This is a genomic window from Archangium sp. (assembly GCF_036388035.1).
Lineage (GTDB): Bacteria > Myxococcota > Myxococcia > Myxococcales > Myxococcaceae > Archangium.
Genome location: NZ_DASVSO010000036.1, coordinates 1 through 12,035, shown reverse-complemented (window position 1 = coordinate 12,035; position 12,035 = coordinate 1). Strand labels below are relative to the sequence as shown.

Here is a 12,035-nt window from a genome sequence, read left to right as displayed (position 1 = left end):
ATCTCCTCGGGCTTGTCCTTCTTCGTCAGGCCCATGCGCTGGCTGACGCGGACCACGTGGGTGTCCACGATGACGCCCGAGGGGAGGTTGAAGGCGGTGTTGAGGACGACGTTCGCCGTCTTGCGCGCCACGCCGGGCAGGGTGATGAGCTCCTCGAGGGTGCGTGGCACCTCGCCGCCGAACTTCTCGAGCAGCGCGCGGCTCATGGCCTGCACCGACTTCGTCTTCTGCTTGTAGAAGCCCGTGGGCTTGAGGTCCTCCTCGAGCTGGGCGGTGTCGGCGTCGGCGAGGGCCTGGGGGCCGCGGTACTTCTGGAAGAGGGTCGCGGTCACCCGGTTGACGCGCTCGTCCGTGCACTGCGCGGCCAGGATGGTGGCGACGAGCAGCTCGTACGGGGTCGTCCAGTTGAGCTCATAGCGAGCCCCCGGATGGGCCTCGTGGAGGCGGGTGAGGAGGGTCTTGGCGGTCTTCGCGGCGGTCATGGGTGTGTTCCGGAGAGGAGCGTCTTTACCTGGTGGAGCGGCTGGCGCCAACCCCGGCCTGAGCGTGCGAGAGTGCTTAGCGTGTTCCTTGAACGGAGCGGCACGCTCCACTTTCAAGGAGAGCGACAATTCCTTCCGTCCGCGGAAATACCCTGGGGCTCAAAGCGAGTCAGGTGAAGCGCCTGGAGGCGACCTACCGTCGCCACGTACGGCCAGAGGAGGTGACGAGCCCTGAGCTTGCTCGCCACCTCTCCGAGCTCTCCCTCGAGACGGGCCGGCAGATCGGTGTGCTCATCAACCGACGGGGTGACATCGAGCACGTCATCGTCGGTGATGCCTCCAAGCTGGAGCTCCCCGAGATCGGTCGTGTCCGCGCGGGAGACACCCGCCTGCGCGGTCTGCGGCTCGTCCACACCCACTTGAAGGATGATCCGCTCACGTCCGACGACCTCACGGATCTCGTCCTGCTCCGGCTCGACCTCGTCTGCGCGATCGTGGTGCGGCCCGAGGGCCTCCCGGGCAAGGTCTACCTCGGGTATCTGGATCCCGAGGCGACCGGCGAGCGAGCGAAGTACTGGAAGACCGAGGTGGCCGAGGACGTCCATGGGCTCGACTTCGACCCCGTGGCCCGGGCCGAGGAGATCGAGGCCGCGTTCGGCCGCTCCGTCGCTGGCCGGGAAGTCGCCACCGAGGGGCGTGCCATTCTCGTCGGGGTGTCCACGGGCGACCGCGGGCACGCGAACGCCTCGATGGCCGAGCTGAAGGAGCTGGCGCGCACGGCCGGCGTCGAGGTGCTCGACACGTTCATCCAGACGCGGAACAAGATCGATCCGCGCTTCGTGATCGGCCGGGGGAAGCTCGAGGAGCTGAATCTCCGGGCGATGCAGCTGTTCGCGGACACCATCATCTTCGACCATGATCTGACGCCGTCCCAGGCCCGGCACATCGCCGACCGCACGGAGCTCAAGGTGCTGGACCGCACCCAGCTCATCCTCGACATCTTCGCCCAGCACGCGCACACCGCCGAGGGCCGGCTCCAGGTCGAGCTCGCCCAGCTCCGCTACAGGCTGCCGCGCCTCGCCCAGCGGGACGAAGGGCTCTCCCGGCTCATGGGCGGCGGCGTCGGCGGGCGAGGCCCCGGTGAGACGAAGCTCGAGATCGATCGTCGTCGCGTGCGCGATCGCATCACGATGCTCGAGAAGCGAATCGACGCGCTGAGTGCCGGCCGGCAGGTTCGCCGTCAGCAGCGTGCGCGGCATGACGTGCCCGTCATCTCGATCGTCGGTTACACGAACGCGGGCAAGTCCACGCTCCTCAACCATCTGACGGACTCGGACGTCGTGGTGGAGAACAAGCTGTTCGCCACGCTGGATCCGAGCAGCCGGCGGTTGCGCTTCCCTCGCGATCGCGAGGTGATCATCACCGACACGGTGGGGTTCATCCGCGATCTGCCCCAGACGCTGGTGAGCGCCTTCCGCGCCACGCTCGAGGAGCTCACCGAGGCCGACCTGCTCCTCCACGTGGTGGACGCTTCGGACCCGGACCATCCGCGCCACATCGAGGCCGTCGAGCGCATCCTCAAGAGCCTTGGCCTGGAGGAAGTGCCGCGCCTGCTCGTCTACAACAAGGGCGATCTCCTGGAAGGGGGCGTGGAAGGGTATGTGGCCCACGGCACCGCGCAGGCCCGGGAAGGCATCCCCATCAGCGCCGAGACGGGAGAGGGGCTGACGGAGCTCCTCCACCGGGTCGAGGAGCTGCTCTGGCGCGAGGGCAAGTCGCTCACGTCCGGCGGTGCCTCGTTCCAGGATGACCCGCATCCGCAGCATTGACGCCAAAAGAGGGGGGCGCATCCAGGCGCCCCCCTCCACCGAAGCCCGTCTCCCTCTCCTCTACGTCAGCGCGATGACGTCCATCGCGTTGGCTTCCGACCGTGAGTGGGTCCTTCGCTCCTGGTGGCGCTCGCGCACGTAGCGCTGGAGGGCATCCTCGAGCGTGGGCATGAGGCCGCCGCGCTCGCTGCCCAGGACGCTGTAGCGCGGACGCCGCGCCGGCCGCTTGAGGGAATAGGAGGGGCGTGCCTCGATGTGTCCGGAGTCCACGTCGGCGAGCTCGGCGGCGCGCTCGGCGAGGGAGGCCCAGGAGATGGAGCCCTGGTTGGCGAGGTGCCACACCCCCACCTCCCGGTCGATGAGCAGGTCGAGCACCGTGTGCACCAGGTCCACGACGTAGGTGGGGGAGACGATCTCGTCATCCGCCGCCACCACGCGCCTGCCCGCCTCCAGCGCCCGCAGGGCGCGGGTGATGAAGTTGGCGCCGTCCCAGGGACCGAAGATGGCGCTGGTGCGGATGATGAGCGCCGTGGGCAGGACCTCGCGCACCCGCGCCTCCATCACCGCCTTGCTGCGTCCGTAGACGCCGAGCGGCGCCACCGGGTCGCTCTCCACATAGGGCTTGTTCAGGAGGGCATGGCGTCCATCGAAGACGAGGTCCGAGGAGAACGTCACCAGCTGCACGCCGTGGCGCGAGCAGGCTCCCGCCAGCATCGCGGGCGCGACGGCATTGGTGAGCAGGCACTGCTCCTCCTCGCGCTCGGCCTCGTCCACGCGCACGTAGCCGGCCGCGTTCACCACCGCCCAGGGCTTGAGCTCCCTCATCACGGAGTCCACCGCGCGCGGGTCCTCGAGGTTCATGTCCGAGCGGGCGAGCAGGTGGTAGGGGATGCCGCGGACGTCACACAGCCTCGCGAAGGCCTGACCGAGCATGCCGGTGGCCCCGAGGATGAGGAGCGGCCGCGAGGAGCGATCCTCCATGTCGAGGCCCGGCCCCACGGGAGCGCGTGCATACGAGCGTCCCTCCATGGGGGGGTGGACGAGCCGGTCCGGCCGGTGCCACCACCCCGGCATGCAGAGCAGGGGATCCTCGTCCCGCGAGCGTCCCGCCGACAGGTCGCGCATCAGGTGCGCCAGCGCGGTGGGGCGTGGCTGGGACGCCCGTACGTCGAAGGGGCCGGGCTCGTAGAAGCCCTCCACGCGCGTCACCAGGATGTTCCAATCGAAGGACCCCAGCAGGGACCAGACCGTCACCGCCCGCACGTCCACGCCCTCGTGGCGCATCCGGCTCGCCGAGTCCCAGAACTCCTTGAGCCAGCGCAGCTGCTCCTCCCGCGTGGAGCCGAGGTGCGCCTCCGTGATCGCGACGGGCAGGTGGTAGCGCTCCCACGTCTCCCGGATGATCCGGTCCACTCCGATGGGAATGTCCAGCCGCGCGCGGACGGCTTCCATGTCCGCGTAGCACAGCCCTTCCTCCTCCATGTGCGCGCGGGCCGGGTAGTTGTCGACGTTCTCGTCGAGGTAGCGGTCACTGCTCGCGTAGTGGTTGATGCCCACCACGTCCGGTGGACAGGGATTCTCGAGGAACCACTCCAGCTCGGCCTGACCAATGCCCCACTGGCGCATGTGGCCATAGAGGGGATGGTCCCGGTCCAACCGTCCGCAGAGCAGGTCGAGCGACAGCCACCGGCGCTGGTTCTGGAACTCCGCCAGGTGCGCCAGGGCGGGCGTGCTGTAGCGCCGGCCGAGGTCCTCCGTCTGGATGAGCTGGGCACGCGGGTTGACGGTGCGAAGGGCCCTCATGGCGAGCACGACGGCCCGGCACTCGGTCACCAGCGCGCGTGCGAAGGTGGAGTGGTCCTTGCCGTGCGGATACCAGACACCGTACAGCCCGCTGAAGCGCGCCGTGGTCACCGGCTCGTTGACGGGGGTGTAGGCGTCCAACCACGGGTAGCGCTCGGCCACCCGGAGCGCGAACTCCGCGAGCCCGGTGGCGAAGGAGTCGTCCATCAGGCTGGTGTGGTGCGGTCCGCTGCCGTGGTGCGTCAATCCCACGATGGGGCGGATGTTCAGCTCCCGCAGGCGTCCGAGCCGCTCGTCCACCCACGACCAGTCGATTCCCTCGAAGCTGTCGGGCGCCACGCGCTCCCACAGCACCGGATAGCGGATGGCCCGGATACCCAGGCCCGCGAAGAGGTGGAGGTCGCTCACGCGCGTGGCGTGGCCGTTGCGCTCCATCTGGTCGAAGAAGACATCTCCCACGCGGTTGACGGTGCATTCGAGGCCGCCCCAGAGCTCGAGCGTCCCAGAATCGTTGTCGTTGGGCTGTGATGACATGGGCGTTCTTCCCGAGGGTGAGCAGGCAATGGGAATCCATCGCGGGCGGCTCACCCAGGTGTGCCCGCGCCCATGATGTGATGAACTCGCTTCAAGCTTCTCCACGGCCGCCGGTCCTCGCGCGCACCGCGCACCCTGAGCGCGTCACTGCTCTCTCCGCCCGGGGCCTCCGCTGCTCTTCAAACTTTGGTTGCGCAAGCCCGTCCAGAACTGGACCCGCGTCCAATGAACCGGGAGCGCGCGGCGCGCGCCGCTCCCTGGGGTAGTGGGCAGGCAAGGAGGGGAGCGCCCACCGGGGCCTTGACGCCTGGTAGCGACCCTCAGCGCTTCGGGCGCCGGGCCCCCTTGCCCCGCCCACCGCCGCTCTCGTCGCCCGCCGCCTCAAGCTCGTCGGGCGTCCACGGCATGTCGAGCTGCTCCTGCAAGTCGAGCAGCGTGTCGGCGCGCACGGCGCCGCGCCGTCCCCGGCCCACGACGAAGCGCACCGGCCGGTCGAACAACGGCAGCTCCTCCTCCACGAGCGTGCGGGCGAGCTTCTCCGGCAGGTGGAGCCGGACCACCCCGACGCTCGCCCCCGCCTCGTCCTGCTCCACCTCGTAGTCCAGCTCCACCTCGCGGTCGCGGATGTCCACCACGTCCGGCAGCGACAGGAGCTCCTCGCGGACCTCGGGCGGCACCAGCGCCCCCAGGTCGAGCGCCAGCGGGCGCGCGTGGAACTCGTCCATCGTGGTGACCCCGTCGAGCTGGGCCGCGTAGAGGGCGGTCAGCTCCGGCACCCCGAGCTTCGCCGTGCGTCCGCCCGAGCGGCGCCACACCTCGCGCACCTCGTCGATTCCCGGCTGGTTGCGGCGCACCGCGGGGTGCTCCGCCTCGCCATGCGCCAGCGCCTCCGCGAGCGTGCGGCGTGCGCGGTCGGCCCACTCCGGCCCCCATGCGCTCAGCACCTCGACCTCGCGCTCCAGCTCGAAGCCGGCATACTCCACGCGCCACTCGAGCACGAGCGACAGGTGAAACGTGTCGTAGGCGAGCTCGGCCTCGGTCCGACGCGCGTACTTCCTCAGCACGTCGAGCGGGAGGTGCGTGCCCTCGATGGACGCGTGCGGGTTGCCGGAGCGATCGGCGAAGTAGCGCAGCGTCCCCGCCACCGCGCCCCAGTTTCCGCATACGCTCGTCTTCGAGACGCGAGCCTGCTCGCCCTCGGCCGTCTGCTCGTCGATGGCGAGGTCGAAGGGCATGAAGCACGCGAGCAGGTCGGCGAAGCGGCGGTGCACACCTTCTTCCGCGAAGGGCAGGTGCTCGGGCAGGTCGACGCCCAGGCTCCGGTAGACGCTCGCCATCACCAGCGCCGCGTCCTCGACGGCCTTCACCAGCACGCCGCGCCGCTCGGCCCAGCGCTCCATCTTCTCCGGGTGGAACAGGTGGCGCGTGAGCCCGTACACCTCGCCGATGAAGCCCGCCTCGCGGTACGCGTCGGCGTAGAGGTTGTAGGCGGTGAGATGGTCGCTCCCGGCGACCAGCACCTCCTCCAGGTCGCGCTCCTCGCGCGTCATGCGGTGGAGCGACTCGACGGCACTGCACACGGCGAGGAAGGGGAGGAGCGCGTCCTCCGCGTTGACGATCAGCTCCGCCCAGGCTCGCTCCACCGGGAGCGCCTCGACCGCGCGACCGTAGGGGGAGAGCCGTCCCTCCGCGTCGACGATGTTGCGCTCCTGGAGCCGTTGGAGCACGCGCCGGTAGGCGCCGCGGTCGAGCGGCACGGGGAGCTCCAACGCGTCGACCCGCACGCCGAGGGCGGCGGCGGTGAGCGCCACGCGCTCCGGATCGCCCGCGAGCTGGAAGTCGGGCTCCGTCGGACGGAGCGCGAAGAAGTCGATGTCGCGGTTGCTCAGGATGAAGACGCGCCCGCCCTCCACGCGGCCATGCACCCGCCCGGCCATCTGGAGCAGCTCGTTGTTCCCGAGGTGGACGCGCGTGAGCACGTTGCGCCCGCGCTCGACGAGGTTGGCGAAGCGCGTGTCGTCGATGACGATGGTGTCGAGCCCCTGCACGTTGAGCGCGCTCTGCCCGGCGGCCGTCATGGCGAGGAGGTAGGGCCGGGGTGCCGTTCCCTCCAGGAAGGGCCGGATGGCGCGGATGGGCTCCCCCCCGTGGTAGTGCGCCGCGTGGATGCCCGGCCACCGGCCGCGGACGTGCTGGGCGGCCTGCTCGACCGCCGCCCGCGTGGGGAGGAAGAGGCCCACCCCGCGTTGCTCCCGCTCCACGGCGAGGAGGAAGGCCTCGTCGAGAAACGCGAGCGGTGGTCTGTTCTCCACCACGACGGTGGCCACCTTCTTCGGATCGAACGCCTGGACCTCGAGCACGTCGGCGCTCTTCAGGTAGCGCGCGTAGAGCGCCGGGTCGACGGTGGCGGACAGCCAGATGAAGCGACAGCCCACGCGCTTGCCGAGCGCGAGGCAGAGCTCCAGCTCCGCCGACGTCTGGTGGATTTCGTCGATGATGAGGGTGTCGTGCGGCAGGATGTCGCCGTTCTGGAACCAGCGCCGCGCGATGCCGGTCGTCACGATGATGACGTTCCAGGTGGGCGTGTCGGGCGTCGCCTCGCGCTCGCGGTTCACCACGCCCACCCGGAGCGGGGCCGCGCCTCCCTGGCCGACGAGCTCCTCGGCGATGAGCCGGATGGCGAGCGTCTTTCCAGTCCCGGTCCCGGCGACGATGCCAAAGCCCTTCCCGGCGCGCGCCAGCTCGCGCACCCGCGGCCCGTGGTGCTTCTCGAGGTAGGTCTCGAGGCGCACTCCCAGCGCGAGCTCGATGGTCTCGCACGCCGCGCGCGTGGGGGCGATGACGATGAGGCGTCCTGTCGGCGGCTCGGCGGAGACGAAGGCGTCGTGGTCGGGCGGCAGGGAGCGGTCGGTCGGCGTGCGCACGCCGGGTAATCACGCACGGCGGAGACCCACACGGAAGGCCGAGGGGCACCGTGAGCGGGGCACCCGTCAACGACTGAGCAGGGCCCACGGCGACCCCGGAGCCAGGACGGAACCGGGTGGACGCGAGGGCGACGTTCCGGAGGAGGGTGGAGCGATGGCCGGAGGATGTGTTAGGCGTGGCACGGGACGAGAGGGCGCGCGGGCGAACTGGGCAGCGGGAGTGCCCCCCCTGCTCGTCCTGGACCTACCTGAGTGTACAGTTACGCACCATGAATGACGGTCAGACGGATGATTTGGCCACGCTCTCAACGACGCCGAGACCGAGTGTAGGCGAGCAGTCGCCGCGCGCCGTTCCGGCCCTGACCATCATCTCCCATCCCGACATCCAGCGGGTCGGCGAGCGGCTGCTGCTCGGCGCGCTGCTCACGGGGGGGGAGGTTCACCTCTCCCGGAATGCTCCGGCGTTCGTGCGGCCCGACGGGGCGCCCGGCACGCCCCTGGCGGACCGGGGCCTGAGCCGGACGAAGCCCATCATCTTCGCGCCCGGCCCCGAGGGACGGGTGCGGCTGCGCGTCGACGAGGGCGGCACGTGGGTGGTGGCGGGAGAGCCCGTGTTGGGGACCCGGGAGTTCGGGCCCGAGGCGCTCAGCGCGGGCGTCCCGCTGGAGCTCGCCGAGCGCGTGGTGCTGCTGCTGCACCTGATGGAGCCCGACTCGAGCGCTCCCTTCCAGGACTCGCTGGGCATGGTGGGGCAGGGGACGGGAACCCGGCTGGTGCGCAAGCACATCGAGCAGGTCGCCGATCTCCAGGTCCCCGTGCTCATCCGGGGCGAGACGGGGACGGGCAAGGAGCTGGTGGCGCAGGCCATCCACGCGCGGAGCAAACGCCGGGGCGAGCGCTTCGTGAGCGTGAACCTGGGCGCCATCCCCAAGGATCTGGCGGCCGCCGAGCTCTTCGGCGCGAACAAGGGGGCCTACACCGGCGCCCTGGGCCGCGAGGGCTTCTTCCGGGCCGCTCAGGGCGGCACCCTGTTCCTGGACGAGGTGGGCGAGGCGCCTCCCGAGGTGCAGGTGATGCTGCTGCGCGTGCTGGAGACGGGCGAGATGTACCCCGTGGGAGGCAGCACGCCCATCACCACCAATGTGCGCCTCGTCGCCGCGACGGATGCGAACCTGGAGGATCAGATCCGCGATGGGCGCTTCAAGGCACCCCTGCTGCACCGCCTGGAGGGGTACGCCATCCGCCTGCCGCCGCTGCGGGCGCGGCGCGAGGACATCGGCCTGCTCTTCTTCCACTTCGCCCGCGAGGAGCTGGAGGCGCTGGGCGAGGGCTGGCGGCTGACGTCCACGGACCCCGCGGCCGAGCCCTGGCTCCCGGCGCCGCTGGCGGCCCGGCTCGTGCGCTACTCCTGGCCGGGCAACATCCGTCAGTTGCGCAACCTCACCCGGCAACTGGTGATCGCCAGCCGGGGCCAGCCCCGCCTGCGGATTGATCCCCAGCTGGAGCGGGAGCTGGGTTCGGCCTCGGCGCTTCCTCCACCGGCCGCCTACGCGGTGCGCGTGCCGGAGGCCCCCGAGCCCAAGGCCGTGCCCCGCCGCAAGCCCTCGGACGTCTCCGAGCAGGAGCTGCTCGCCGCGCTGCGGGCCAACTCCTGGGATCTCAAACCCGCGGCCGATCAGCTCGGCATCCCCCGCACGTCCATCTACGACCTCATCGAGCGCAGCAAGAGCATCCGCACGGCGGGGGACCTGAGCGTGGAGGAGATCACCCGCTGCTTCCAGGAGTGCCAGGGCGACCTGGACGCGATGGTGCGGCGGCTGGAGGTCTCCAAGCAGGCCCTTCGTCGGCGCATCAAGGAACTGGGGCTCGACTCCTAGGAATCTGCGGAAGGTCCCAGAGCCCGGCCGAGAATTCCAGGTGACATGTCGAGTAGTGCCACGGGTGGACCGTCGACACCTTCGACATGTCGAAAAAGGCCCCGAGCAGCGGCTCGCGCGCCCTCTTCCGAGGGAAAGCGGGCGTGTGACGGGGCGCTGAAGGCCGGCACGCTCATTGCTCTAGCCATCCTTCGCCCGATGCCGAGTGGAAGCGGCTGATGGACCAAGGGGGGAGCCGAGACCTCGGCATCGGGCACTTTCCCAGGCTTGAGCAATATCCACGAACAGGAGGGGGACCGTCATGCCGAACGAGATGATGCTTGTCATTGAGAATGATGCGAATGATTCCAAGAAGCAGGCGGAGCCCACCACGCGGCGGCCTTCCGACGAGTGGGTCATGATGCCCCGGCGCGCGATGGAGCGCCTGCTGGCCCGGAGCCAGTCGGGGGACGGCCTCATGCGCGCCAGGCGGATGCTGAAGAGCGCCGAGCTCTCGCTGACCACCCTGGGGGAGATCGAGATCATGAACGACTCGGGAGACCAGCCCAAGGATCCTCCCGATGATGAGGGGGCGCCGCCCCCCCTGGTCGTCGCCGTGATGGCGCCCACGGACCTGGTGCTCGAGGCCGAGCGCACCCTGCGCAAGACGCGGACCAGCAAGCGCTCTCGCGTGCGGTGGCACACCCGGGCCAGCGCCAACCTGGACACGGGGACCCTGGCCATGAAGGCCGACGTGTTGGAACAACCCCCCGAAACCGCTGGATGAGACAGACGCCTTCGACTCGCGCTTGCCGGGCTATCGTGCTCTGGCGAGGAGCTTCCGCAAGCGCGAGAGTTGTTGTCTGGCTTCACGCTCCAGGTTGCGATTGCTCGCCAGCGCCCGGTCGATGTCCTTCCGGGCCTGGTCGAGCACCTGGGGCTCGGGGCGCGCCGCCACCTCCATGCGCGTGAGCTCGAGGCTCGCGCGCAGGAGCAGCGCGTCCGCCCAGAGAGGGCGCTCGGTGAGCAGCTCCCGGGCCAGCGCGAGCCCCTGCTCCAGACTGGCCAGGGGCTCCTGCCCCAGCTCCTTCTTCCATGCGGCTTGACCCAGGTGGAAGCGGCCGAAGGCCAGGCGCAGGTCCTGGTTCTTCGGATCCTGGTGGAGCGCGCGCTGGAAGGCCGCCGCCGTCGCCTCGAAATCCTCGGAGCGGGCCTGTCCCTGGCGTGCCTTCCAGCGCGCCTCGAGGCTTCGCACCTGCGCGAGCTGGGCGAGGGCCTCGGCGGACGTCGCGTTCCTGCTCAGCGCCTGGTGGAGCGCATCGGACGCTCGAGCCAGGCTCTTGCGTGGGTCGCGCCCCTGCTCCAGCTCGAAGGCCGCCAGGAGCTGGAGGCTCCTGCCCAGATAGGTGCGGGGATTGACGTGCTCCTGGGCTCGCGAGATGGCCCGCTGATAGGCCTCCACGGACGCGAGCAGGCTCGGAGTGGGGTTCTCTCCCCGGGCGAGCTGGTACATGGCGCGCCGCGCATTCGTCGCGCCGAGATTGCTGTGCGCGAGGAATCTCTCCGGCGCCACGCGCGAGGCCTTCTCGTAAGAGGCCTCGGCCCGAGCGAACCAGGGGAAGGGATCGCCTCCACGGTCCCACGCCTCCTGCCCCAGTTGGACCAGCACGTGTCCTCGCCCATTGAGGAGGGACTCGGACTCGCCGTCGAGGGTGAGCCCCTGCTCGTACAGCGCGAGGGCCTTCTCCCAATGGGGCCGGGCATCCCCGCCCTGGGCGCGGGTCCACCTGGCGAGCTGCTCGTGGTAGTTCGCTTCGTACTCGGAGAGCAGGATGTAGTGGGGGTTGAGCGCCCGGACCTTCGCGAGCGCCAGACGGGCCTGCTCCAGGTCCCCGGCGGGGTCCGGGCTGTTGCCCCAGGTGGAGTGCAACAGGGACGCATAGGCGAGGTTGAGCCATGCGGACGGGCGCTCCTCGTTGAGCTGGATGGCCTTGCGATAGGACTCGATGGCCAGGTCGAGCCTGGGCAGGGAGTCCAACCCACTCAGCTCCTCGTACTCCGACCAGGTCTTGAAGATGAGGCCGCGCAGGAGGTGGAACTCGTAGTTGTGGTCCTTCGGGGCCAGGTGCTCGAGGGCCGCCAGGGAGTCGCGGAGCTTCTCGCTCGGATCCTCCTGCCGGGCCTGGAGGTTGCGGCCGAGCCGCCAGTAGCTGCGCGCCAGCTCCATCCAGGCCTCGGGCCGTTCGGGCGCGAGCTTCCGGGCGGCCTCCGCGGCCTCGCGGGCCTTCTCGACGGGCTCCTGCACGTCCTTGCCCTTGCTCTGGTGGGCGCGGAACTCCGCGAGACGGCGGAAGAGTCGGGCCTGGAGGACGCGGGCCTCGTAGGCGTAGGCGTCGGGTGCCGCTGTCAGGGTGCGTTCCAGGGCCTGGAGGCCACGCTCCAACGGCAGCTCCACCTCGCGACGGTTGTAGACCTCCATGTCCACCACGGCGGACTCGAGCCGCGCCAGGGCATGGTGGAGGGAGGGATCGCTCCGGCCGATGTCCGCGGCCCGGACATAGGCCTGACGGCTGGCGTCGAAATCCGCCCGCGCCTGCTCGGGCCTGC

General features: G+C 70.2%; 6 protein-coding genes and 1 pseudogene. 3 read left to right on the top strand and 4 right to left on the bottom strand.

Annotated features, from left to right (window positions below; genetic code table 11):
• The coding region (locus VF697_RS01685; RefSeq protein WP_331091590.1) for an endonuclease III at nt 1-482 on the bottom strand (482 nt) is incomplete at its 3' end.
• 128 nt (nt 483-610) lie between these two features.
• On the opposite strand from VF697_RS01685, the gene hflX reads away from it, so the two are divergent.
• Nucleotides 611-2,311 carry a GTPase HflX gene (hflX, locus tag VF697_RS01680; protein WP_331091591.1) on the top strand — a complete coding sequence of 567 codons (1,701 nt, stop codon included), beginning with the start codon at nt 611-613 and terminating at the stop codon, nt 2,309-2,311.
• A gap of 60 nt (nt 2,312-2,371) precedes the next feature.
• On the opposite strand, the gene VF697_RS01675 is transcribed toward hflX, so the two are convergent.
• The gene (locus VF697_RS01675; protein WP_331091587.1) at nt 2,372-4,648 is read right to left on the bottom strand and encodes a family 1 glycosylhydrolase; all 2,277 of its coding nucleotides are present in this window, start codon (nt 4,646-4,648) and stop codon (nt 2,372-2,374) included.
• A gap of 320 nt (nt 4,649-4,968) precedes the next feature.
• Nucleotides 4,969-7,572: a DEAD/DEAH box helicase gene (locus tag VF697_RS01670; RefSeq protein ID WP_331091585.1), complete on the bottom strand. Its 2,604-nt coding sequence runs from the start codon at nt 7,570-7,572 to the stop codon at nt 4,969-4,971.
• 269 nt (nt 7,573-7,841) lie between these two features.
• Between VF697_RS01670 and VF697_RS01665 the strand changes: the two genes are divergently transcribed.
• A complete protein-coding gene (locus VF697_RS01665) occupies nt 7,842-9,449 on the top strand; it encodes a sigma 54-interacting transcriptional regulator (RefSeq protein ID WP_331091583.1) in 1,608 nt (535 codons plus the stop codon).
• A gap of 301 nt (nt 9,450-9,750) precedes the next feature.
• Nucleotides 9,751-10,215: a hypothetical protein gene (locus tag VF697_RS01660; protein WP_331091581.1), complete on the top strand. Its 465-nt coding sequence runs from the start codon at nt 9,751-9,753 to the stop codon at nt 10,213-10,215.
• Nucleotides 10,216-10,245: 30 nt separating this feature from the next.
• Here the strand turns inward: VF697_RS01660 and VF697_RS01655 are convergent.
• A pseudogene (locus VF697_RS01655) lies at nt 10,246-12,035 on the bottom strand (serine/threonine protein kinase); the annotation flags it as partial.